This window comes from Nostoc sp. JL23 (assembly GCF_017115065.1).
GTDB lineage: Bacteria > Cyanobacteriota > Cyanobacteriia > Cyanobacteriales > Nostocaceae > Nostoc > Nostoc punctiforme_A.
Window position 1 is genome coordinate 45,248 of sequence record NZ_JABXKN010000145.1, and the last position, 23,290, is coordinate 68,537.

Consider the following 23,290-nt stretch of genomic DNA (forward strand, 5'->3'; position numbering starts at 1 on the left):
ACTCCAGGGGCCTTTATTGTTAATCTAACGTAAGCCCAACTGTTATTCATGAGTTGCTGGGTTGATTTTTATTACAATGCTTGAATCAATTCCTTCTACCCTCGCTCCCGAAAATTGGCCTTTCAGCTTAGAATTCCTACCACAACCCGCTTACATGGTAGGTGGCGCTGTCCGAGATGCGATCCTGGGCAGAACTCGCGAATATCTGGATCTAGATTTTGTTATACCATCTAAGGCGGTAAAGGTAGCGAGAGCGATCGCTCATCATTACAAAGCTGGTTTTGTGTTACTTGATGCAAAACGACAAATTGCTCGTGTGGTTTTTCCCCACGCCACGGCTGATTTTGCCCAACAGGAAGGAGATAGTTTAGAAGTTGATTTGCACAGACGCGACTTTACAGTAAATGCGATCGCTTATAATCCCCATACGCAAGAAATTATCGATCCTCTGCAAGGTTATGTAGACTTACAACAGGGCATTTTGCGAATGGTATCACCCGCGAACCTAGAAGATGATCCTTTGCGGTTAATGCGAGGTTATCGCCAAGCTGCTCAACTAGGTTTTACTCTTGAGCCAGCTACCCAAGCCGCAATTCGTGCTTTGGCATCGCATATCAGCAAAGTTGCAGCCGAAAGAGTTAGGGTAGAAATTGGCTATCTATTGGCAAATTCTCAGGGTACTCCTTGGATCACAACGGCTTGGGAAGATGGTTTACTTGCCCCTTTCTTCAAAAATGCTACCCGTGAAAGCTTGCTCAAACTAGCAGCAGTTGACACCGCCGCCGCCTTACTTACAGAAAATTGGCAACAGCTAGGGGCACAACTGCAAGAATATGTCCGCGATAGGATTAAAACTACTTGGCTAGGTATTGCCAAACTTGCTTGTCTTGTCAACCTAGATCCAGTATTAGCAGAAATAGAGCTACAGGAACTAACTTATAGTCGTGCCGAAATCCGAGGTGTAACTACTGCTCTGAAACTGTTACCGCAATTTCAAGTAGTGGATATGTCCTTGCGAGAACAATACTTTTTGTTTCATAACGCAGATATTGTGTTCCCCGCTACGGCAGTGCTAGCTGTAGCAATTAATAATTTGGTAGAGGCAATATCTAGTGACAAGCCACTACACACAGCAGTGGAAACTAAATCTTTGAGCTACCAAGTCTTAGCACCTTTGATCGACCGCTACCTCAACCCTGATGATGCGATCGCTCATCCCACTCCATTAGTAAGCGGGAAGGAGTTGATCGTAGCATTAGATATTCCAGCTTCGCCAATTATCGGTCAACTGCTGACTGAAATTGGTGTAGCACAAGCTGAGGGGAAACTTTCAACCCCAACAGAGGCGATCGCTTATGCACGTCAGTTACTTGATGGTTAAATATACTTAATTAATTTATGGTAATGTAACAAAGGCGATGCCTACGCAATTTTAGCACTCCTGGCTAAGGCTAGTAAATCTGCAACTTCAAGTACTTTAAGTATTCCCCTATTTACCATAAAATACCAATCTTTTATAGTCAATTCTGGCAATTACATACATCACTTATGCTAATATTTGCTTGATGTTATGGCTGCTTTGCTATGTTATTTCCTGAAATTTAGTGCCGATAGACAACCGAATGAATTATACACTAAGCTATTCATTTTTATGCCTTAGTTGGTCGTCTGAAGATACTCTCGTACATTTACTTAAACACTTACTAGAAAAAAAGATTTTCAGGTTTTCTTGATGGATAAAGTTTTTATGCCTAGCTTTTCTTGGACAGGACTAACTGCTTATGAATGGACAGCCTTTAATTTTGGTTGTAGAACAGAGTTTACATGATTTAGAGCTACTTAATTCTCATCTAGGAATATTAAATTTTTCATGTATTTGTACTAAACAAGGGGTGAGGGCTGTGATGTTGGCACAAACTCATCAACCAGATTTAATCCTGCTAGATATGAAGCTATCTAATTTGAGTGCGAACCAAGTCATTGACGATCTCAAACATGACTCAAAAACTGCTAGCATTCCAATCATTGCAGTCACACCTTTAAAAAGGGTACAAGACGATCGCTCCACGATGCTCCCAGCATTTGATGATTGCATTACTAAACCCTATGATTTTAATCAATTAGAAGTGGTAATCAGTCGCCACATCAGTCAGCTAAATTCCTAACATTTATCTTGGGAATAGATTCGGGATTACGAACTTCAGGTAATTCCTTGAGAATCACAACAATCCCAGTACGCCCTGTTGTTAAATTGGTGTTTGCCATCAAGTAAAGGATAGGTTGACCAATAATTTCCTCAATCAAATTTTTTAAATCTGGTTTAATTATTTTCTCTAAATATAATCGTACTTGTTCAGCTAAAGTATCATAACCTCCTTTCAGTAAAGTTTCTTCAGCTTTGGTAACAGAGCTTTCTAGAGAAATTACGATTTCGGTATCAAAAAAATGACAAATAATTTGGCTAGGAGACTTTCCTAGTCGATCGTTATATAAATTTATGATGCGCTGTGATATTTCTGTTTCTAATTGTCCAATAGTCGGTTGTACCATTAGTATCTACTATGTAATATTTATCTTTCTAATCGGGGAATTTAAGTATCCAACATTATAGTAGATGATTATGGAAGAGTCTGAAAAAATCAATCACTATTTTATATGAAGTTAGTGTATCAATGTGATGTATTTAGTATGCATTTATTTAAGAATATTTCCAAATTTGACGGAGTAAAATTTGTTAACTAACGATTTGTGCAGTGTTCGGCTAATAACTGGATTTAATCGTCATTTGCTCATGAATAATTAGCTTATTTTGTGCCAAATAAGCTTAGGCGTAGCCCGTCGTCCATTTCCCAACCCAGGAATAATATAGCCATGTTCATCCAAATGGTCATCAATGACAGCCTCATACAGTGTTACATCAGAATGTAATGTACATTACAAAACTCTCTATACCTTGCTGTGCAGTGAATAAGCAGAGAAACTTAGGTTCTAATAAAGAGTATGTTAGCCACTGAGACGATTTTTGAAAAACCAATACAATATATTCGGCATTAATTCTTATAAGGCTATATCTTCCATTCTGGCGACACATTGTGTACGGACGAAGCAACTGTGATTGCAATACTTTTCGGTTAAGGGGGAAAGGGAAAGGGTTTGAATTTAGCTTTACCCCAAGCCCAGTAACCTTTCCCCAGACCAAAAGAGAGATTGTTGGCGTTTATCCGAAAAGTATTGTCTGTGATTCTGCAATGCCCAAGCCCTTGGCAATTCCTGGTAAATACCAAACTGGCTCAACTGTGGCTTTGGTGATAACCAAATTACCGCCTGGTTTCATAATCTTGCTATCTACCTGCAAATAACCTTTGTCTACTGCATCTTGCAGTTCTGGCATATTGATGTGAGCTTGAGTAATAAATAGTGCCAAAGGGATTTGTTAGCTACCTGTAGTCAGTTTTTATTTTTATGACTCCAAATATCTAGTATGGTATTAGTCGTATTGTTGAACACAATAAATCTCACAGGAATTTCATAATTAGCGATTAATCACGGCTAATTTAAAGATGACTTTAAAAATGATTTAATCGAGAAAATTTGTGAGAAAGTTAATACAAAGGTATATTCACTGATCTCAAATTCATGGATTCTTTATTTATCAATTCATTACTTGAAGAGTTGAAAAACCCGGATGCCACAGTGCGCGACAAGGCAACCAGAAAAATCTGGCGGATCTGGTTTCAGCAAAAGGGGATCTATGGGCTGGAAATAATTGACCGCAGTCAAAAGTTACTGGATGCAGGTGAAATTGCTGAAGCTGAAACATCGCTGACGGCATTAATTAAAGACCAGCCAGATTTTGCCGAAGCTTGGAATCGTCGAGCTTTCCTCTATTACAGTATTGGCGATTATCAAAAATCTCTGGCAGATTGTCAGATGGTTATACAGATAAATCCAATACATTTTGGGGCGCTTCATGGTATGGGCTTATGTTATGCAGCACTAGGAGAGTATGGTCAAGCTATCCGAGCTTTTCAACGTGCTTTAGAAATTCAGCCCTATTCTTTAGTGAATCAAAAGTTGATTCTAGAATGTACATTTAGATTCAGCTACAACGGCAGATAGGAGAAAGCATCATACTGTTTTATGAATCCGTTATCATCCTCATCAACAACAATTTATCGCCTTAGTCGTCATAATTTTATTCAATACACTTCTATCTGAATTAATAGCAGCGTCATTGCTGCTTGTACTAACAGCAACTAACCGTCAACTAACAATTCTCAGTTGAATAAAGTTAACTTTAGTACAAACTAGATAGCGCAAGCGGAACACGATGGATTTTACTAAGCGATGTCTACGACGGTCTGCGCCTATGTCACTGGTCAAAGACTACGGTTTAAGATGTAACTATCAAAACGAGTGGTCTCTGGGTTCTCAGTGGTACTCAATTGTTGATGGGGGTACGGTAGATTCCTTTATGAGTTATGGTATGGATGCCGTGAATGCCATAGCCACAGTTACAGCAGTTTTCAAGAAAGACTCCTGGTGTCTTATTGCACATCCCAACTCAGCAATTAAAATTCTTGCCGATATTATCTTTTACTCTGCTCAATAAATCTACTTATCTCACTTACTGAAACTATAGGAAAGGCAATACTAAACTTACACTCGACATATTGCCCTTCTATCAACTGATAAAACTTTAAATATTGCCCGTCGTATCTCCAAAGTTCAGTTACACTCAACGCTGAATAAATCCCCAATTTGTTAACTGAACTGCTGGTAATGTCAATCTCAATTGCTAAGTCAGGCGGCGGATCATTTTCTAAATCTAAAGTTTGCTTACCTCTAATAGCTAGTTCATTCTAGATATAGTAGCAAGTATCAGGTTCTATTCCCCGATTTGATATTTTCCGCTTCAATGTTGTAGAACCAGCGCTTCTAATTTCAATTCCTAATTCTTCAGCTAAAACTAGAATAAAACGGTTAAATTGAATTTTGGGGTTTTCATGTTCAAAAAGTGAAGTCATGATTTCTAAAACACCGCAGTCATAAGCAAACCGAGAACCTCTATCTTCACCTGTATCTCTCAGCAAGGCTTCAAAGGTTTCCCAGCTAATGTTATGTAGCACTGTTCTTTGTTCACCAACCGTTGACTTGACAAGCATATCTTAGAAAAATAAGCCAGTAATTATATTTATCAATTAGGTAAACTTTAACCTATCTTCCCCTGCACCCAAGCGCGGAAGGATTGTACCAAATCAATTTCATCCATAGTTTTACTTTGCTGGATAAATCTATTCATATCACTAACAGAAATTAAAGGGAAAGCGATACTCGACTTAATTTCAATATATTCACTTGCTACTAGCTGATAAAATTTTAAAACTTCACCGTCATATCTCCATAATTCTCCTACACCTAAAGCCGCATAAATATTAAATTTATTAACAGAACTGCTAGTAATATCAATTTCAACTGCTAAATCCGGTGCTGGATCTGTTCTTAAATCTAATTCTTGTTTACCTCTAATTAATGGCTCATTTTGAATATAATAGCAAGTATCGGGTTCTATTCCCTTTGTTATTGGTTTACGTTTTAATGTTGTAGAACCAGCACTTCTAATTTTAGTTTTTAATTCCACTGCTAAAGCGAATATCAATCGGTCAAACTGAATTTTTGGGTTTTCGTGTTCAAAAAGTGGAGTCATAATTTCTAAAATGCCGCAGTCGTAAGCAAACCGAGAACCTCTATGCTCACCTGTATCTCTCAGCAAGGCTTCAAAGGTTTCCCAGCTAACGTTGTGTAAGACTGTTCTTTGTTCCGCAAGGGTTGACTTGACAAGCATATTACAATACTTTTTCTGTCAGAATATTAGATAAAATTCCGATAATTTTACCTATGTCATTAATATAATACTCGCTCAAGTCAATTTCAATCACTTGCCCAATAAGTTTCAAAAACTTCCAGTTAGTTCCAGTGGTGACAGTTCCATAAATTGCCTGAATGTTATTACCCACACGTTCATTAAACAATTTAGCTGCTAACATCTCTGCTACACACTGACCTAATCCCGCATTGATATTTTATTTTTTAGCTTCTACAATTGTGACAACTGGTGCGTTCAAAATTAGTAACTCTGCTGAACGGCTAATAATAAAATCGCAATTTCCATTTAACCCTTGTGCTGAATCAACAGTAAAATCGATACCAGAAAATAAACTTATTTGATTATTTAAATATTTCCTTACAGCAATTAAAATAGGTGCAGTAATCATCTCTGAGCGGGATTTTTCAGTATTACTAGCAAGAGCTAAAGGTACATTTTCCCGCAAGACTTCTGCAAGTAATGGTGAACACTCTACTTCATGTACAGATGCAAATATATCAATTTTGTCAGAAATAGTTAAGCCAAAGGTTTTTCTAACTCTGTCTAAAGTAAAGTCACTGTATAGCACTTTAGTTTCTCTTGTAAATAATCCAGATAATTAAATTGTGCCAACTATTAGCAAGATATGTTGCTGATATTTGGCACAATCACTATCTAAATATTTTGTAACTTTAAGCAAGGAAACCTGCAAAAAAGTCGAGAGTTTCTTTCAGTGCTTTGATGAAAATATCAATTTCCTCGCGGGTGTTGTAGAAAGATAGACTTGCTCGTGCGGTTGCAGCAAGACCTAAATAACGGTGTAATGGTTGTGTGCAGTGGTGTCCAGAACGGATAGCAACGCCTTCTTGATCTAATAATGTAGATAAGTCGTTGGCGTGAACTTCCCCGGCGGTGAATGACGCAAGAGCAGCTCTACCTTCACCTTTTGCATTTGGTTTGGGGCCGTAAATTCTAATTTGGGGAATTTGCTCTAATTGTTGGAACAAATAAGCGGTTAATTCTGCTTCATAGGCGTGAATTTTATCCATGCCGATACTGCTAAGATAATCTATCGCAGCACCAAGTGCGATCGCTTCTCCAATTGCAGGTGTACCGGCTTCAAATTTATGCGGTAATTCTGCATAAGTGGAATGGTCTAAATACACCTCTGCAATCATCTCACCACCACCAAAAAATGGTGGCATTGATTCTAACAATTCCAACTTGCCATACAAAAATCCTATCCCAGTTGGAGCGCACATCTTATGACCGGATGCTACTAACCAGTCACAATCTATTTTCTGTACATCAACAGGATAGTGAGGAACACTTTGGCAAGCATCAACTAAGAATTTAGCACCGTAGCTGTGAGCGATCGCACCAATTTCTGCCACTGGGTTAATGCAACCCAAAGTATTAGAAATATGCACCACCGACACCAACTTGGTTTTGTCGGAGATCAGCTTTTTATACTGTGACAAATCAAAAGTCTCTTCAGGTGTCAGTTCCACGAATTTCAGTACTGCACCCGTTTTTTGTGCTACCAATTGCCAAGGCACAATATTACTGTGGTGTTCCATCACCGACAGAATAATCTCATCCCCAGGCTGCAAATTATTCATTCCCCAACTGTAAGCTACTAGGTTAATCGCTTCACTTGCGTTGCGGGTGTAGACGATTTCCTGACGGGATGCAGCATTAATGAATTTGGCAACTTTATCTCGCGCACCTTCATAAGCATCAGTAGCTTTAGCACTCAGGGAATGGGCACCTCGATGCACGTTAGCATTATAGTGTTCGTAATAATCCCGCAGGGTATTTAACACCAACAAAGGCTTTTGCGATGTTGCAGCATTATCTAGATAGACCAAGGGTTTGCCGTTGACTTCCTGATGCAATATCGGGAAGTCAGCGCGAACTTTATCAGCAAGGGTTTTGGTAGAGGTGAAAGTCATTGGTAGATTAGTTATTACTCATTAGTCAGGGACTTGAGATTATTCACTGTGTTTAAAAGGATTTCTCGCAGAGAAGGAACTGGTATTTTGTTGATAACTTCAGCAGCGAAGGCGTTAATTAATAACTTTCGAGCATCGTTTTCATCAATTCCCCGACTTTGCAGATAGAATATTTCATCATCTTCCAATTGGCTAACGGTAGCACCGTGGGCGCATTTTACATTATCCGCCGTAATTTCCAATTGGGGTTTGGTATCAACTCTGGCTTTAGACGATAGCAGCAAATTGCGATTCAACTGGGATGCATTTGTTAACTGCGCTAGTTTGGGTACAAAAACTTTACCATTGAACACCGCATGAGCGCGATCGCCTACAATACATTTATGCAATTGGTCACTTGTACCGTGAGGATAGTTAAGTGCGATCGCACTGTGAGTATCAGACAATTGTTTACCAGAAATTATCGTCAAACCATTGAGAGTAGTTTGTGTCTGCTCACCAGTTTGCAAAATTTCTAAATTGTGCCGCGACAACTTTGCACCTAAAGTTATGGCATGACAAGTATATCGACTATCACGAGCCTGTGCGATCGCAGTTTTCCCAATATGAAAAGCCTCTGCACCTTCTTCCTCAACCCTAGTGTGACTAACTTCCGCATTGTCACCCACCCAAACTTCCGTAACCGCGTTAGTTAAATAAACTCCTTCCTCCGCGCTCTCTGCGCCTCTGCGGTTCGTATACTCCTCAACCAACGTCACTTGCGAACCACTTTCGGCCACCACCAAACAACGCGGCTGTGAAATCGTCGCCGTCTCACCCATAACCGAAATAAACACCAAATTAATTGGCGTTTCAACTAGCACATTCTTCTTCACCCACACCACAGCTGCATCAGTTATCCCAGCCGTATTGAGAGCAGTAAAAACCTCCTGCGCTCCCTCAGCTTGAGCTAAATACTGCTGTACACCTTCCTGCTCAACGACAGACAAACCAGCCAAATTACTCACCACAATTCCAGATGGTAAATCTGAAACTGCGGATAACTCCGGCGCAAAAACGCCATTAACAAATACCAAACGACTATTAGCCGCCTCTGGCAAAATATCAAATTCTAGAGACGCAAAATTTCCCGTCTCTATATTAAATTGCACCTTTCGTAGAGACGACAAATCAGTAAATCGCCATTCTTCCTCGCGGGTAGTCGGGATAATCGAGTGGCGAACCCAATTAGCAGCACTTTGGCGTAATTCCTGCAACCAACCTTCTGTTTTAGTCGCTGTTACTTGATTTAACAACCCAGTCAGATAATCATCTCTATCTAACATCGATGTTAAACTGACTGCATTTGAATTAGGTATTGGGCTAGGGGATACTTGAATATTCATTACACACCCACCTCAGCAGCAAATTCTTCTAGCACCCAGTCATAACCGCGAGACTCTAATTCCAGCGCCAGTTCTTTACCACCACTCGTAATAATTCGCCCTTGTGCCATCACATGTACAAAATCTGGCACAATATAATCGAGTAACCGTTGGTAGTGAGTAATCAAAATTGTCGAATTGTCTGGACTTGCCAGTTGATTTACCCCATTCGCCACAATTCTGAGCGCGTCAATATCCAAACCCGAATCTGTCTCATCCAAAATTCCTAACTTTGGCTCCAGCAACGCCATTTGCAGAATTTCATTCCGCTTCTTCTCGCCACCAGAAAACCCTTCATTCAAACTCCGACTGAGAAAACTGGGATTCATCTTCACCACATCCAGCTTTTCCTCAATCAAATCGTCAAAATCAAAAGCGTCTATTTCCTCTAAACCTTGCGCCTTCCGACGGGAATTGTACGCCACCCGCAAGAAATCCAAATTGCTCACACCCGGAATTTCTAACGGATACTGAAACGCCAAAAATACACCACTTCTTGCGCGTTCTTCCGGTTCCAACTCAAGTAAATTCTGCCCCTGAAAAATCACCTCACCGCCAGTCACCTCATACGCCGGATGCCCAGCCAACACCTTAGAAAAAGTACTCTTACCAGAACCATTCGGCCCCATGATCGCATGAATTTCACCCGATCGCACCTCAAGATTCACACCCTTAAGAATCGGTGTCCCATCAACATTAGCCGTCAGATTCCGTACTGACAGCACAACTTCACTATTTTCAATAATCATCTTCTCTCCCTTCTCTCTGCGCTCTCTGCGCCTCTGCGGTTCGTCATTCTTCCAAAAGATAAACACAGAACCCCGATGTCCCTGTGTTTATCCTTCCTTCCACTTATCCAACACTGCCTTCCAACTTCAAACTCAACAACTTATCAGCTTCCACAGCAAACTCCATCGGTAGCTGATTGAAAACATCCTTACAGAAGCCGCTAATCATCATCGAAATAGCATCTTCCGAAGAAATACCCCGTTGAGCAAAGTAGAATAACTGATCTTCCCCAATCTTAGAAGTAGAAGCTTCATGCTCCACCTTCGCACCGTTATTTTGCACCTGAATATAAGGGAAAGTATTCGCATGGGCATTATCCCCAATCAGCATTGAGTCACACTGAGAATAATTTCTCGCCCCTTTCGCCGTCGGATTAACTTTCACCAAACCCCGGTAGCTATTACTAGAATTACCTGCCGAGATTCCTTTAGAAATAATTGTACTGCGGGTATTCTTCCCAACGTGAATCATCTTACTACCCGTATCAGCTTGCTGCTGATGATTTGTCAGCGCCACCGAGTAAAACTCACCCACAGAGTTATCACCCACCAACACACAGCTAGGATATTTCCAAGTAATTGCCGAACCTGTTTCTACTTGAGTCCAGGAAATCTTGGAATTTACGCCCTGACACAAACCGCGCTTGGTGACAAAGTTGTAAATACCGCCTTTACCGTTGGCATCGCCAGCGTACCAGTTTTGCACAGTAGAGTATTTAATTTCGGCGTTATCAAGGGCGACAAGTTCCACAACGGCGGCGTGCAGCTGGTTGCTGTCATACATCGGTGCGGTGCAACCTTCGAGGTAAGAAACATAACTACCTTCTTCGGCGACAATCAAAGTCCGCTCAAATTGTCCCGTATCACCAGAGTTGATGCGGAAGTAGGTAGACAGTTCCATTGGGCATTTTACGCCTTTAGGAATATAGACAAAAGAACCATCGCTAAATACGGCGGCGTTCAAGGCGGCAAAATAATTGTCAGCTATAGGAACAACGCTACCCAAATATTTTTTGATTAGTTCTGGGTGTTCTTGCAACGCTTCCGAAAACGAACAGAAAATAACGCCATCTTCCGCTAGCTTTTCTTTAAATGTAGTGGCAACAGAAACGCTATCGAAAATTGCATCGACGGCGACGTTTGCCAGTCGTTTCTGTTCAGATAAAGAAATGCCTAACTTCTCGAAGGTTTCTAAAAGAGTTGGATCGACTTCATCCAAGCTGTTCAGTTTTTCTTTCTTGCGTTTCGGTGCTGAGTAATAAATGATATCCTGATAATTTATTGGCGGATACTTGACATTCGGCCAAGTTGGTTCCGTCATTTTTTGCCACTGGCGATAAGCTCTGAGGCGAAAGTCCAGCATGAACTGTGGCTCGTTCTTCTTAGATGAGATCAAGCGAACAACGTCCTCGTCTAGTCCACGCGGAATAGTGTCGGCTTCAATATCTGTAATAAAGCCGTACTTGTAGGGTTGGTTGACTAAGGTTTTGACAGTGGCACTCATCAGTAATAATCTCTCGTGTTCTGAACTCTTTTAGGATGGGAGACGGGCTGCGGCTAACCGATTTCCATCTCCCGTTACGGAATGGTTACACGCCTGCTAGAATAGTGGTGGAGAGTAAAACAACAGCTATGTTGTTTAATCTATCTTCATTTTACGCTAAATTAACAACAACAATGTTGTCTAAGTCAAACAATTTTGGATTTTAGATTTGCAATTTTAGATTTAAAAAGACCACAAAGGTGCTTGGCTCAAGGATTTTAGATTGACGATAGCGTAACGGGGCATATACCAGAAAACTTTTTTAATCCAAAATCCAAAATCCAAAATCCAAAATCGGCACAGTCAAATTTTCCAAGAAATTAATTTTTGGGGCGTTCGCTGAACGTCTCGCACCACATGAAGATGGCGACTACCCACCAGTCCTCAACCAAGCAAGATATCCTAGAATATCTGCACAAACACGAAAAAGCAACGGCTTTGGAGCTAGCTGAAGTTTTAGACGTTACCCCCCAAGCTATTCGTCGCCATCTCAAAGATTTGGAGACGGAGGAGCTAGTTTTGTATTCGACATCAGTGCAGGCGGCGGGGATGGGGCGACCGCAGCATCTTTATGAACTGAGTCGTCAAGGACGCGATCGCTTGCATCGAACAATGAGCTATCGCTTTGGTGATGGCCACGGAAATTTTGCGGTTTCGCTGCTAGACACCTTAGCGGAAACGGTAGGACACGACCAATTTAAATCGATTTTAGAGAAACAGTGGCAGCGCAAAGCTAAAGAATACCGCGATCGCGTCGGTAACGGTTCACTACGAGAACGTGTAGCCAACTTAGTAGAGTTGAGAAAAGCGGAAGGCTTCATGGCGGAGTATCACCCTGTTGATGTGAATGACTGCTTTGAGAGCGATCGCTTTATCTTAATGGAGCATAACTGTGCAATTTCTAACGTTGCCGAATCTTTCCCCAGCATCTGTGGTCACGAATTAGAAATGTTTGCAGCCGTCTTACCTGATTGTACCGTAGAACGCACCCACTGGATTATTGATGGCGAACACCGTTGTGGCTATTTAGTACAAATTCGTCAGTAAAGTTCTCATAAACAAACTCGGTTTACATCTAGTCGTGGTAATGGATAATAGCTGAATAGCAACTAAGTTTGAGATAGCATTTATGGATGTACCACCACAGCAACCATCAACACAATTTTTAACCCTGGAAGAGTCAGCAAAAGTAGACGCGGCGTTGTTGTCTTCCCCAGAAAAATTTTTAACAAGATTGACAATTTCATCACTGAAGCTTTTGAAGCATATTGCCCAAGAGTACAGTATTGCTATTGAAGATTTGACAACACAGCAAGTAATTGCCTGGTTTGAAAAAGATGGCAAAATTCGTCGTGAGCAGGGAATTGAAGGTTCATATCTCAAATGGTGAACCGTGGAAGGTGGGTTTTTCTAGGTCATAGTAGTTATTTCTAGTTAGTTGTAATTTTGTTGGTAATAATAATACTCTAATTTTAAATAATAAATAAAAAGCACCTTTTTGAAGGTGCTTTTATTTGAAAATAAATAACATTTTCTTTGTCAAACAATTATTTAAGCATTGTAATTGTTAGTACGATGACTACGAGCGCCAGTTACGGCTCCAATCATTGAGGCTATTAAACCCAACAAAGAACCAAACACAAACCACCACAATCCCGAACGTATATTAGCTGCCGTATCACGAGCTTGTTGGGCACTTATGTTTGCTTGTGGTACATTAACACCACCTTGCTGTTGTACCTGGTTTATGACTTCTCCTGCGTTAGAAGCAGCAACACCAAAAGCACCAGATACTCCACTTGCTAAAAGCCATGAGCTAACTGCCAAAGTCGTTGCCCAAAGGATTGCGCCGTTCAGAAGAGCTGTATTGCGGTTCATCGGTCCACAAGCACGGGCTGTAACCCAACCACCAGTAAATAGGGAAATTAGTAAAGCGATAGTTGACCAAAGCCCCGCATTACCCGCAGCGTTAGGAGCAATTGTTCTAGGTGCACCTGAACCTGCAACTGTGCCTGCCGCAACCGCCGCAATTATAGAACTCAAAATTAATTGTGTAGCTAAAGAAACCAACAAACCAGCAATAATTGGCCCCCAGCGAACACGGTCGTGATATTCAGCTACTCGACCTGCTACCACAGTATCAGTAGATATAACGTCATCACCTGTCCGATTTACGTATGACATCGCTTATGTTCTCCAGTGCTGTTTCAGCAAAGTTCCTGCTCAGGGTATATTCATCTTTATGCTTCAAATTAAATAACTAAATGTTCTGTTTTAATCTCTATCGATAGAAAGATTTAATAGGTCTATCTTTAGCCAGAAAAAAACTTTATTTAACAATTTTTAATATAGTTTAGTGTTTATTTATGTATTTTTCCTAAAATTTCCATTTAAAAACTCTTAACTTAAAATATAACTATTAGTTAGCTATCAGAAACCAGCTTTAAAGATGTATGCCATTAGACTTAATCTAACTAAAGCTTTGTAATGATAACTAAAGCTTTGTAATGATTGTCAAAAGTTAAAATCATCAAAAATTAACGCGTCCTTACAGCAGTGCCTGTGGCAGTAATCAGCAAAAGAACTCCTGACTGGTCAAGATTGATTGTGCCAGTATCAATTTCAATCCCAATTACAGCATTTGCTCCTAAACGTTGTGCGCGTTGTTCTAATTCTTCTAGTGCCTTGCGTTGACCCTGCTCAAATAGACGCTCATAGCTAGCAGTGCGTCCACCGATAATATCTCGAATCCCAGCCAAAAAGTCCCGCAAGAAATTGCTGCCGTAGACTACTTCTGCTGTCACAATGCCTAAATATGACTCAATCACGGCTCCTTGAATTACATCAGTGGTAGTTATAATCATAAATTAACCTCCTAATATGGGATATGTCTTATATATTGATCATCCAAAGTATTTCTCAAAGCAATTGAGAAATTGTAACTATTATTACAGAATACAGGTTTGATAAACATCCTCTCAAACAATTTTAGATTACACTTTGCTTTTGAGTCTTGTTTTAAGCACAAACCAGAATTTAAAGGAACATTTTACAGATTAGATTTATCTTACCCTTTTAATCGCCAAAAAAGGATGTGAATATCTCGATGATAACTTCTCAAAGGGTAGTATCAAAGACTAAAAATGTGAGATGAAATTAGATACAGAGTTAGCAAATTATGAAATTAAATAAAAATAACAATAGATATCAAAGCCTGTAAGCTTAGTGCATCAGAATCTAGGATTAAGTTAGATACCTGTGATTTTTTCAGCTAACACGTATAACTACTGATTAAAAAAGGTGTTATTTCGCTATGTATTAGTTTATATATAGAGTACTTTCACCTGTTATCCGATCGCTTACACTTCATCCTTCAGTAAAAACTCTGTTATGTAGTGCTAAATGTAAAAGAAAGGAGAATAAACTATTAACATCTTAATGAATACGAAGAAATACAGTTTTCAAAAGTCCATATTTTTGTTTTAATGTACAAGAAAAAGTCCTCTAAAATTTCAGGAAATTTACTGTGTACAAGCCAACATCATTCGTGTTTAGTGTGGTGTTACTAGGATGTTTTACTTTCACCATACCTTTAGTAGCTCAGGCTCAGGTATTAGTGGCGCAAGCCAAAAACCCAGAGTTAAAGCAATTACTGGAGGAAGGACGAAGATTAGTGAATGGCGGGGATTATGGTGGTGCGATCGCTGTTTATCAGCAAGCAGCTAGTATAGACCCCAAGAATGCTAAAATACATTCAGGTATTGGGTATTTATACGCTCAACAGGGAAATTACCAGGCAGCATTAGCAGCTTATCGTCGGGCGATCGGTATCAACCCTAACAATAGTGATTTTTACTACGCTGTGGGTTACATTAAAGCCAATTTGGGCGACACACGTGGGGCAAAGGAAGGTTATCGTCGTGCAATACAGCTGAACCGTAACAACGTCAACGCCTATTTAGGATTGGCTGTGACCCAATCTCGTATGGGAGACTATAATGCCGCTACCTGGGCATACCAACAAGCAATCGACTTGGATAAAAACAACGCCCAGACTTATGAGTTGATGGGTTCAATGTATAAACAGCGACGACAAGCCAAACAAGCAAACAGCTTGCTTCAGAAAGCCCGTGACTTGTACAAACGGCGCAATGACTCAGATGGCGTAGAAAGGGTAGAAGCCATGCTGCGGCAGTTAGGAGGATGAAGTTAATCTAACTGGCGTCCCGTTAATTCCACAAAAATATCTTCCAGATTAGAGGGACGCACCATCATTCCGGTTTTATCGGGCTGTTCATTCAAGTAGATATTTGCTGCTTCCAAGGATGGAAAAAACAGATATTCCCAATTACGAGCGCCATCACTTCCCACATTAGACACACCTAATTGTTTCATCACTAAACCTTCACCGTGAGCAGAACGCAGCTGTTGTAAAGTTCCCAAAGAAATCAGTTTACCACTATCCATAATACCGATGCGTCCTGGCTTGGTAGAACCAAAGGCATCGCACAAAAATTCGACCTCATCCATATAATGGGTCGTCAGTAGCATCGTCATCCCTTGTTTATTTAAATCTCGAATAATTTCCCAGAGGCGTCGCCTGGTCTGGGGGTCTAGTCCTACGGTTGGTTCATCTAAAAACAAAATTTGCGGTTGATGCAATAAAGCTCTCGCAATTTGCAAGCGTCGTTTCATACCCCCAGACAGGGTTTTTACCAAATCATCACGTTTTTCTGCTAGCTCAACATATTCTAGCCATTGATTTATCAATTTTTGTCGCTGCGGATTGCTAATGTGATGTAGTCTCCCGTGCAGTTCCATATTTTCCCAGACGGTTAAATCGTTATCCACACTGACCTGTTGCAAGACTACACCAATACTCTGTTTTGCCAACGTTGCTTGGCGCATCACATCATATCCACCTACTTCTATGCGTCCTTGGGATGGTTTCGTGAGTGTAGTCAGCATCCGAATTGTGGTTGATTTACCCGCACCGTTCGGGCCAAGTAGAGCAAATATCTCCCCCGCTTCAATTTGGAATGACAAGTCATTGACTACAGGTACATTGTTGTAAAACTTGTAGACATTTTCTAGAAAGACAGCAGCAGTCACGTCGCTTCGCTCCGAATTCAAAATTCAAAATTCAAAATTCAAAATTAACAAACTAATAAATTTTGGTCATGGATAAATTTGCTCACACCAGTTCATAATCAAGACTACCATTCTGACTACATCAAACTAAATATATTTTATTAACCCTTAGATAACTCAATCTTTACTTGTTGTGATAACAGAGTGTGGTAAACACTTATCCTGTAATACTTTAGTTTAAGGTTGCTGTTATTTAGTATGGAATCTCATCACCCATTGAAGCTAAATCGGCGTCAGTTTTTGCTACGTTCAGCTATCACAGCCGGTGGAATTATTTCGACAAATTTTGTCGCTAAATCACCAGCTTTTGGCGAAGCACCTGCAATTATCACCTCTGATAGAATGCGTCCTGGCATACCTTATGGTGTAGCAAGTGGAGATATATCTAACGATAGCATTGTGATTTGGAGTCGGAGCGATCGCCCCGCCAAAATGATTGTAGAATATTCTACCAGCGAATCTTTTCGCAATGTGCAGCGAGTTGTCGGGCCTAATGCTTTAAAAAATAGCGACTTTACAGCACGACTTTATCTGAAGAATCTACCACCAGACCAAAAATTATTTTATCGAGTGATTTTCCAAGATTTAGATTATCAACGGACTTGCAGCGCTCCTTTTTATGGTACTTTCCGAACTCCCCCAAAATCTGGGCGAGATGTATTCTTTGTGTGGGGTGGCGACACCGCTGGTCAAGGATGGGGGATTAATCCTGATTTCGGTGGGATGAAAATTTACGAAACTATGCGCCAACTTCATCCCGATTTTTTCATTCATTCGGGCGATAATATTTATGCTGATGGCCCGATTCAATCAGAAGTGACTTTAGACGACGGCACAATTTGGAAAAATATCACCACACCAGAAAAATCCAAAGTAGCAGAAACTCTCACAGAATATCGTGGTAACTATATCTATAATTTGCTGGATGAAAACATCAAGCGTTTCAATGCTGAAGTTCCCATATTGGCACAGTGGGATGACCACGAAACCAGAAACAATTGGTATCCTGGGCAAATTATCCTCAACGATGACCGTTATACAGTTAAGGATGTTAACTTGCTAGCTCAAAGGGCAAGACAAGCCTTTTTAGAATATCTGCCTATTGGATATGAAACAAATAATCCAGATAAAGCGAAAATTTATCGCTCTTTCAACTATGGCCCATTATTAGACATTTTCATGCTGGATGAGCGCACCTACCGGGGGCCAAATTCCCCTAATAATCAGCCAGTACCAAGTAAAGAAACAGACTTTTTGAGCAAAAAACAAGTGCAATGGTTGAAAAGGCAATTGCTGTCATCAAAAGCAACATGGAAAGTGATTGCTAGTGATATGCCTTTGGGGCTGATAGTTCGAGACGGTAGCACCAATTTTGAAGCTTGGGCTAATGGAGATGGCCCAGCTTTAGGAAGAGAATTAGAACTTGCCGATTTACTACGATTTATCAAAAACAAGAATATCCAGAATGTTGTTTGGTTAACTGCTGATGTACATTATGCAGCAGCCCACTATTACAACCCCGCTAAAGCACAGTTTACTGACTTTAAGCCTTTTTGGGAGTTCGTCGCTGGGCCTCTTAACTCTGGTACATTTGGGCCAAACGAATTAGAAAATACTTTTGGCCCACAATTGATATTTCAAAGCCTCCCTCCAGGTACAAAAGCAAATCGACCGCCAACTGAAGGTTTGCAATTCTTTGGAGGAGTTAAAATTGATGGAAATACAAAAGTAATGACGGTAACATTGCGTAACTTGGCTGGGAAGACTGTTTACAGTGTAGATTTACCGCCAGAAAAATAAATCGCCAAAATCATAGTGATATGTAGCCAGTTAGATAGAGTAATTACGCAATTTTTTACTTTGTCTGCTGGCTTTGTTGTTTTTTGGGTGGGATGTTGAAGGATGAAAAAATTGTGCGATGCCTGCGGCGGGCTTTGCCAACGCTACTGTTAGGAGCTAAATTTAAGTAGTAGAGTTTTGGAGTTGATCATGTTTAAGCAACTCATCCTTGAAAATTGGAAAAGTTTCCGTTATGCGGAGCTTCCACTTGACCCGTTGACTGTTTTGATTGGCACAAATGCAAGTGGTAAATCTAATGTGGTTGAAGCTTTAGAATTTTTACAAAGGATAGCACGAGGGGAGAATATTGAAGCAGCTTTAGCGGGAGATAAAATACTTTCATCTATTCGTGGTGGTGTAGAGTGGGCTGCACTTAAATCGGAAAAAGAATTTACATTAAAAGCGCTGGTTGCAGATGAAGATGAAAAAACTGATTACTTGTATGTTATAAAAATTCAAACAATCCCTGAAATTAGAGTTATGGAAGAATATATAGAACTTCAAATATTAAGTGAAAATGCTTTAAATAATTCTTTAAATATAATTAATGCTAAAAGTTGGCATTTTCCAACTAGAAGTGGCTTAAAAGAAGTGAACTCTCCTATTAATATAAATGAAATAATAAATTTTAAAAAGGATTTAAATATCAATAATAATCCGATACAAATAGATACTCAGACTGAAGATTTTAAAAATACATACAATGAATATGCAACCTTCAAGCAGAAAATTAAAGATTATGTAATCTCTAAGTTAGAAAATATATTAATTCTCAATCCTGTACCTTCAAAAATGCGTGATTATTCACGCCTGTCTGACACCTTTGAAAGTGATGCATCTAATATTGCGGGTGTGCTAGCAACATTATCTGATAAACGGCAACGAGAAGTAGAATCAACGCTATCTAACTACGTCAAAGATTTACCAGAAGGTGATATTAAAAGAGTATGGGGAGAAAAAGTGGGCAGATTTAGAACTGATGCAATGCTTTACTGTGAAGAACAATGGAAACCTGGCCAAGAGCCAACGCCGATCGATGCTAGAACTATGTCCGATGGAACTTTACGTTTTATAGCAATTCTCACAGCACTACTTACTCGACCAGAAGGTAGTCAATTAGTAATTGAAGAAATAGATAATGGGCTTCATCCATCACGCGCAGAATTACTTGTAAGAATATTACGAGAAATTGGCAGTAAAAGAAAAATTGATATTTTACTCACTACCCATAACCCAGCTTTGCTTGATGCTTTAGGCCCAGAGATAGCTCCTTTTGTGGTTGTCGCACACCGCGATTCTGAAACTGGAGAAAGCAAGCTTACACTTTTAGAAGATATTGATAATTTTTCTAAGTTATTTGCATCATATTCTTTGGGTGATATGACAACTAAGGGTGCAATTGAAAGAAGCCTTTCTCATAATGAATAGTTACTAATATGAGAAAGGTGCTACTAATCGATACATCGCTTTTATGCGTTTGGTTACAAGTTCCAGGTAGAGAAACTGCTGGTAATAATGAATGGAATTTTGAGCGCGTAAATCAGAAAATTCAGGCAGAAATCGCCAAATCAACAACACTGGTACTTCCTTTAGCGAGTGTTATAGAAACAGGTAATCACATTGCACAAGCTAAAATAAACACGATAAATAAGTTTCCAACAGCTCAAAAATTTGCCGAAATCATAACTTATGCTGCTGATGAAACGACACCTTGGGCGGCTTTTAGTGAGCAAATTGTGCTGTGGGAGGCAGCAGCATTAAAAAGTTTAGCGGCTCAATTTCCCATTCAGGCTGTACAAGAGACTTCTATGGGTGATGCTAGTATTGTTATCTTGGGTTGGCACTATCACCAAAAGGGTTTTCATGTAGAGTTTTTAACTGATGATGACAAGCTAAAATCTCAAGAACCACCTCCACCACAGCCACCCACACGGCGAAGCAGTCGAATAAAAAGGTAAAATATCCTTGAGCGATTACTATTTACTCAAAATAGAGATTCTTTAACTAACTTGTCAGGAATTAAGTTCGACAGGAATTGTAATAATAAACTCGGTTCCTTCTTTTATGGTAGATATGCATTGCAGTTGACCACAATGTTTTTCTACAACAATTTGATAGCTGATAGATAGCCCCAATCCAGTGCCTTTCCCGACGGGTTTAGTGGTGAAGAAGGGGTCAAATAATCGCTTTTGTATATCCTTGGGAATTCCAGTACCATTATCGGCAATGCGAATAACTACTTGCCGATTGTCTGTGACTTCAGTACGAATACGAATTACAGGTGATTTTAGAGTTGAAGAAGCTGATTCACAACTCTCGAAGATAGCATCAATTGCATTTGATAGAATATTCATAAATACTTGATTGATTAACCCAGCATAGCATTCTACTAGAGGGAGATTTCCATATTCTTTATCAATAGTAATTATCTGATCTGTTTGCTGATTTAGAAGACGGCTTTGTAATATTATTAGAGTACTATCAATACCTTCATGAATATCAACTATTTTTTTATCAGATTCATCCAGGCGAGAGAAATTGCGTAATGAAAGAACTATCTCTTGGATACGCTCAGTACCAAACTTCATAGAATCAAGAAGCTTGAGGTAATCAGCAGTTAAAAATTCTAGTTCCATTTCTGCGATCGCAGCTTTAATTTCTGCTACTGGTGCAGGATAATGGTGTTGGTATAGGCTAATTAATTGTAGTAAATCTTGGGTGTAGTTAATCGCATAAACAAGGTTGCCAGCGATAAAGTTGACAGGGTTATTGATTTCGTGTGCAATACCAGCAACGAGTTGCCCTAAAGCAACGAGTTGCTCTAAAGCCGCCATTTTTTCATTTTGAATTAATCGCGCATAGTTATTCTTCAGGGTACGAAAACCTACTTTGGTGATTCTAGATTGTTCTTGTGCTTGCTCTAGTTGAGCTAATGTTAAAATATGAATTTGGGAATAAGCTAAAAGTAAATGATGGAAATCGAGTAGCTTATAACTACCTAACTGAGTTTCTATTAAAATCGGCTCATATACAAATTTAGGTTCTCGCTGCAATGCTATCTTATTTGCTTCTACAATGAGCGTATCCTCAGAAATTATACACACATCTGGCTGAAGAAAGTTAATCAGATTGATCGCAGGTCGTTTAGAGAATAGTGAAAAACTATAGGGACGGCTCATGTGTTCAAAAAATCTTTGTCGAGAAATCATCCCCAGATAGTCATGATTTTTCACCAGGATAATTCCTGGTAGTAAAGGCTCTTGCTTAAAGAGTGTATTCAAATCATTTGCTGGACTATCTGCCTCGACATAAACAGACCAAAGTGGTAATTCTTGTAAAGTAGATTCTAATCGCAAGTTCAGATTATTAGCATTCGTCATGGTATGTATAGCCAACATACTTTAAATCCTTAACCTTGAGTTAACATTTCTGATAACACCCCGAATCAGCATTGCGATAATTGCAAAGTTAATCAAACTTATATTTCCCTGATTACTGCTGAAAATCACAGTTATGCTGCAAAACTGCTGATGTTAGCGCATCCGATTATTTTCTATACCGGAAAATTGATACTAATTAAAATCCTCTGTTACCTATTCGCTAACCTTGTAACGTTATAATTCTTGTTTATTTAAAATATTTAAAATTATTTTGGGATACGATCTTACCAATGGTTAATAAAGAACTTAAACCTCAGTTATAAGCAACACTAAAACTGCATCAATGGCAGTCAACGACATTCCTCCTGAAGTGAAGAGAAAGTAATTAAAAAAAGTTTTGGAAATTTTATTATGTCTCAGACTGCTGCTCACGGTTGTAGGCTACTGTTTAGAGAACTAAAGCATTATCTTGTATAATCAACGACTAATGACTCCCCTTTGATGGGGAGTCATTTGATATCAGTTAGCTAGCTAAAATGAAATTGGTACATTTTTAAATGCGGCTGTATCTGGCACAAAAATGTCCAAATTATTGATCCCATCGGGAACTCTTAGCCAGATATAAGCATCTGCGGAGGCTTGTGGACGTACTTGGAACAAAGAAACGCTTCCTGTTGAGCGATTAAGAGCAACTCCTTTGTAGGTTACGCTAGTGTCAGGATTGCGGGCTGTTGTACTAGCCACCGAGATAATATCGCTACCAACAACTCCGTCTGTGGCAAGGCGACGAATCCGCATTTGCAGATTTACCACATCACGGTTTCCAGTTTCTGGATCTTTAATTCGTTTTGCTGAAAGTAACTCAACTTCTGCCTTTTTGCCAAAAGCAGGCTGCACAAATTGACCAGGGCTAATTGCTGAAGTTGTAGCACTAGCTGGGGATGGTGATATTGTTGCTTGTGGAGAAGTTGTAGCTGTAGGACTTGGGACTTGAGTAGGAATGGTGTTACTGGCTGTACTAGTAGCATTTAGTGTCTGCCGCAACGTAAAAACTTCATAAGCTACATAGCCGCTACATCCCAAAGCCAAAGTAGAGAGTAATACAGCTACACCAGATAAAAATGTACTCACACCATTGCCTCGATTTCGTATTTCTGTATATGCAGGTTGACTTGGGTTTCTATTTTGTAGTCCCATAAATTATGTTTGTGCAATCGCCTATGTATGAAACATGTGAACATCTTCCCTATACTAATTAAGTAACTTTACTGAGCCAAGTCTTCTCTCTCCGGAAAGAAGTTGTTCGCAAAGTAAAAATATCTGTCTTTGGGATAAGGAAAATTG

21 protein-coding genes and 3 pseudogenes are annotated in these 23,290 nt (G+C 39.7%); 10 read left to right on the plus strand and 14 right to left on the minus strand.

Going from position 1 to position 23,290, the window contains the following annotated elements:
* Window positions 1-76 precede the first annotated feature (76 nt).
* Window positions 77-1,381 carry a CCA tRNA nucleotidyltransferase gene (locus tag HWQ42_RS31465; RefSeq protein WP_292819022.1) on the plus strand — a complete coding sequence of 435 codons (1,305 nt, stop codon included), beginning with the start codon at window positions 77-79 and terminating at the stop codon, window positions 1,379-1,381.
* Window positions 1,382-1,781: 400 nt separating this feature from the next.
* Entirely contained in the window at window positions 1,782-2,165 is a 384-nt protein-coding gene (locus HWQ42_RS31470; RefSeq protein ID WP_292819025.1) for a response regulator, read from the plus strand.
* Here the strand turns inward: HWQ42_RS31470 and HWQ42_RS31475 are convergent.
* Window positions 2,146-2,550 carry a DUF2294 domain-containing protein gene (locus HWQ42_RS31475; protein ID WP_292819028.1) on the minus strand — a complete coding sequence of 135 codons (405 nt, stop codon included), beginning with the start codon at window positions 2,548-2,550 and terminating at the stop codon, window positions 2,146-2,148. The genes HWQ42_RS31470 and HWQ42_RS31475 overlap by 20 nt on opposite strands.
* A 691-nt stretch (window positions 2,551-3,241) precedes the next feature.
* Window positions 3,242-3,418 (minus strand): annotated as a pseudogene (locus tag HWQ42_RS31480) (hypothetical protein); the annotation flags it as partial.
* A 218-nt stretch (window positions 3,419-3,636) separates the two neighbouring features.
* On the opposite strand from HWQ42_RS31480, the gene HWQ42_RS31485 reads away from it, so the two are divergent.
* The gene (locus HWQ42_RS31485) at window positions 3,637-4,119 is read left to right on the plus strand and encodes a tetratricopeptide repeat protein (RefSeq protein ID WP_292740555.1); all 483 of its coding nucleotides are present in this window, start codon (window positions 3,637-3,639) and stop codon (window positions 4,117-4,119) included.
* A 250-nt stretch (window positions 4,120-4,369) separates the two neighbouring features.
* Entirely contained in the window at window positions 4,370-4,612 is a 243-nt protein-coding gene (locus tag HWQ42_RS31490) for a hypothetical protein (RefSeq protein WP_292819031.1), read from the plus strand.
* Here the strand turns inward: HWQ42_RS31490 and HWQ42_RS31495 are convergent.
* The 7 genes and pseudogenes from HWQ42_RS31495 to sufB all read right to left on the minus strand — a co-directional run bounded on the left by HWQ42_RS31495 (window position 4,590) and on the right by sufB (window position 11,537).
* A pseudogene (locus tag HWQ42_RS31495) lies at window positions 4,590-5,165 on the minus strand (Uma2 family endonuclease). The gene HWQ42_RS31490 and the pseudogene HWQ42_RS31495 overlap by 23 nt on opposite strands.
* Window positions 5,166-5,212: 47 nt before the next feature.
* The gene (locus HWQ42_RS31500) at window positions 5,213-5,845 is read right to left on the minus strand and encodes a Uma2 family endonuclease (RefSeq protein WP_292819033.1); all 633 of its coding nucleotides are present in this window, start codon (window positions 5,843-5,845) and stop codon (window positions 5,213-5,215) included.
* Between the two features lies 1 nt (window position 5,846).
* Window positions 5,847-6,455, minus strand: a pseudogene (locus HWQ42_RS31505) (hypothetical protein).
* Between the two features lie 103 nt (window positions 6,456-6,558).
* Window positions 6,559-7,821 (minus strand): cysteine desulfurase, encoded by a 1,263-nt coding sequence (locus tag HWQ42_RS31510; RefSeq protein WP_292819035.1) that lies wholly within the window; start codon window positions 7,819-7,821, stop codon window positions 6,559-6,561.
* 14 nt (window positions 7,822-7,835) lie between these two features.
* Window positions 7,836-9,206, minus strand: a complete 1,371-nt coding sequence (gene sufD / locus HWQ42_RS31515) for a Fe-S cluster assembly protein SufD (RefSeq protein ID WP_292819038.1) — start codon at window positions 9,204-9,206, stop codon at window positions 7,836-7,838.
* The gene (sufC, locus tag HWQ42_RS31520; RefSeq protein WP_292819041.1) at window positions 9,206-9,994 is read right to left on the minus strand and encodes a Fe-S cluster assembly ATPase SufC; all 789 of its coding nucleotides are present in this window, start codon (window positions 9,992-9,994) and stop codon (window positions 9,206-9,208) included. The genes sufD and sufC overlap by 1 nt, the downstream gene beginning before the upstream one ends.
* A 103-nt stretch (window positions 9,995-10,097) precedes the next feature.
* The gene (gene sufB, locus HWQ42_RS31525) at window positions 10,098-11,537 is read right to left on the minus strand and encodes a Fe-S cluster assembly protein SufB (RefSeq protein ID WP_099103157.1); all 1,440 of its coding nucleotides are present in this window, start codon (window positions 11,535-11,537) and stop codon (window positions 10,098-10,100) included.
* Window positions 11,538-11,939: 402 nt separating this feature from the next.
* On the opposite strand from sufB, the gene sufR reads away from it, so the two are divergent.
* On the plus strand, window positions 11,940-12,623 hold the full coding sequence (gene sufR / locus HWQ42_RS31530) for an iron-sulfur cluster biosynthesis transcriptional regulator SufR (protein WP_292819043.1): 684 nt from the start codon (window positions 11,940-11,942) through the stop codon (window positions 12,621-12,623).
* An 82-nt stretch (window positions 12,624-12,705) separates the two neighbouring features.
* A complete protein-coding gene (locus tag HWQ42_RS31535) occupies window positions 12,706-12,966 on the plus strand; it encodes a hypothetical protein (RefSeq protein WP_292819046.1) in 261 nt (86 codons plus the stop codon).
* 161 nt (window positions 12,967-13,127) lie between these two features.
* Here HWQ42_RS31535 and HWQ42_RS31540 read toward each other — a convergent pair whose 3' ends face one another.
* Together HWQ42_RS31540 and HWQ42_RS31545 are read right to left on the minus strand one after the other, a co-directional pair.
* Window positions 13,128-13,760, minus strand: coding sequence for a hypothetical protein (locus HWQ42_RS31540; RefSeq protein WP_292819049.1), 633 nt, complete (start codon window positions 13,758-13,760; stop codon window positions 13,128-13,130).
* A gap of 353 nt (window positions 13,761-14,113) precedes the next feature.
* Entirely contained in the window at window positions 14,114-14,440 is a 327-nt protein-coding gene (locus HWQ42_RS31545) for a YbjQ family protein (protein ID WP_292740536.1), read from the minus strand.
* Window positions 14,441-15,102: 662 nt separating this feature from the next.
* Between HWQ42_RS31545 and HWQ42_RS31550 the strand changes: the two genes are divergently transcribed.
* Window positions 15,103-15,783, plus strand: coding sequence for a tetratricopeptide repeat protein (locus HWQ42_RS31550; protein WP_292740534.1), 681 nt, complete (start codon window positions 15,103-15,105; stop codon window positions 15,781-15,783).
* 2 nt (window positions 15,784-15,785) lie between these two features.
* Here the strand turns inward: HWQ42_RS31550 and HWQ42_RS31555 are convergent, their stop codons facing one another.
* On the minus strand, window positions 15,786-16,688 hold the full coding sequence (locus HWQ42_RS31555) for an ABC transporter ATP-binding protein (protein WP_292819052.1): 903 nt from the start codon (window positions 16,686-16,688) through the stop codon (window positions 15,786-15,788).
* A gap of 237 nt (window positions 16,689-16,925) precedes the next feature.
* On the opposite strand from HWQ42_RS31555, the gene HWQ42_RS31560 reads away from it, so the two are divergent.
* From HWQ42_RS31560 to HWQ42_RS31570, 3 genes are all read left to right on the plus strand, one after another.
* A complete protein-coding gene (locus HWQ42_RS31560) occupies window positions 16,926-18,527 on the plus strand; it encodes an alkaline phosphatase (RefSeq protein WP_292819055.1) in 1,602 nt (533 codons plus the stop codon).
* 189 nt (window positions 18,528-18,716) lie between these two features.
* Window positions 18,717-19,994 (plus strand): AAA family ATPase, encoded by a 1,278-nt coding sequence (locus tag HWQ42_RS31565; RefSeq protein WP_292819057.1) that lies wholly within the window; start codon window positions 18,717-18,719, stop codon window positions 19,992-19,994.
* 8 nt (window positions 19,995-20,002) lie between these two features.
* On the plus strand, window positions 20,003-20,524 hold the full coding sequence (locus HWQ42_RS31570) for a hypothetical protein (protein WP_292819060.1): 522 nt from the start codon (window positions 20,003-20,005) through the stop codon (window positions 20,522-20,524).
* A 54-nt stretch (window positions 20,525-20,578) separates the two neighbouring features.
* Here the strand turns inward: HWQ42_RS31570 and HWQ42_RS31575 are convergent, their stop codons facing one another.
* Both HWQ42_RS31575 and HWQ42_RS31580 read right to left on the minus strand, forming a co-directional pair.
* Entirely contained in the window at window positions 20,579-21,964 is a 1,386-nt protein-coding gene (locus HWQ42_RS31575; RefSeq protein ID WP_292819063.1) for an ATP-binding protein, read from the minus strand.
* A gap of 513 nt (window positions 21,965-22,477) precedes the next feature.
* Window positions 22,478-23,077, minus strand: coding sequence for a hypothetical protein (locus HWQ42_RS31580; RefSeq protein WP_292819178.1), 600 nt, complete (start codon window positions 23,075-23,077; stop codon window positions 22,478-22,480).
* Window positions 23,078-23,290 lie beyond the last annotated feature (213 nt).

Coding starts and splice junctions, on each gene's coding strand:
- HWQ42_RS31500 (WP_292819033.1), bottom strand. CDS start 5,845: ATGCTTGTCAAGTCAACCCTTGCGGAACAAAGAACAGTCTTACACAAC.
- sufR (WP_292819043.1), top strand. CDS start 11,940: ATGGCGACTACCCACCAGTCCTCAACCAAGCAAGATATCCTAGAATAT.
- sufB (WP_099103157.1), bottom strand. CDS start 11,537: ATGAGTGCCACTGTCAAAACCTTAGTCAACCAACCCTACAAGTACGGC.
- HWQ42_RS31490 (WP_292819031.1), top strand. CDS start 4,370: ATGTCACTGGTCAAAGACTACGGTTTAAGATGTAACTATCAAAACGAG.
- HWQ42_RS31540 (WP_292819049.1), bottom strand. CDS start 13,760: ATGTCATACGTAAATCGGACAGGTGATGACGTTATATCTACTGATACT.
- HWQ42_RS31485 (WP_292740555.1), top strand. CDS start 3,637: ATGGATTCTTTATTTATCAATTCATTACTTGAAGAGTTGAAAAACCCG.
- HWQ42_RS31465 (WP_292819022.1), top strand. CDS start 77: ATGCTTGAATCAATTCCTTCTACCCTCGCTCCCGAAAATTGGCCTTTC.
- HWQ42_RS31545 (WP_292740536.1), bottom strand. CDS start 14,440: ATGATTATAACTACCACTGATGTAATTCAAGGAGCCGTGATTGAGTCA.
- HWQ42_RS31570 (WP_292819060.1), top strand. CDS start 20,003: ATGAGAAAGGTGCTACTAATCGATACATCGCTTTTATGCGTTTGGTTA.
- HWQ42_RS31535 (WP_292819046.1), top strand. CDS start 12,706: ATGGATGTACCACCACAGCAACCATCAACACAATTTTTAACCCTGGAA.
- HWQ42_RS31575 (WP_292819063.1), bottom strand. CDS start 21,964: ATGTTGGCTATACATACCATGACGAATGCTAATAATCTGAACTTGCGA.
- HWQ42_RS31565 (WP_292819057.1), top strand. CDS start 18,717: ATGTTTAAGCAACTCATCCTTGAAAATTGGAAAAGTTTCCGTTATGCG.
- HWQ42_RS31470 (WP_292819025.1), top strand. CDS start 1,782: ATGAATGGACAGCCTTTAATTTTGGTTGTAGAACAGAGTTTACATGAT.
- HWQ42_RS31475 (WP_292819028.1), bottom strand. CDS start 2,550: ATGGTACAACCGACTATTGGACAATTAGAAACAGAAATATCACAGCGC.
- sufC (WP_292819041.1), bottom strand. CDS start 9,994: ATGATTATTGAAAATAGTGAAGTTGTGCTGTCAGTACGGAATCTGACG.
- sufD (WP_292819038.1), bottom strand. CDS start 9,206: ATGAATATTCAAGTATCCCCTAGCCCAATACCTAATTCAAATGCAGTC.
- HWQ42_RS31510 (WP_292819035.1), bottom strand. CDS start 7,821: ATGACTTTCACCTCTACCAAAACCCTTGCTGATAAAGTTCGCGCTGAC.
- HWQ42_RS31560 (WP_292819055.1), top strand. CDS start 16,926: ATGGAATCTCATCACCCATTGAAGCTAAATCGGCGTCAGTTTTTGCTA.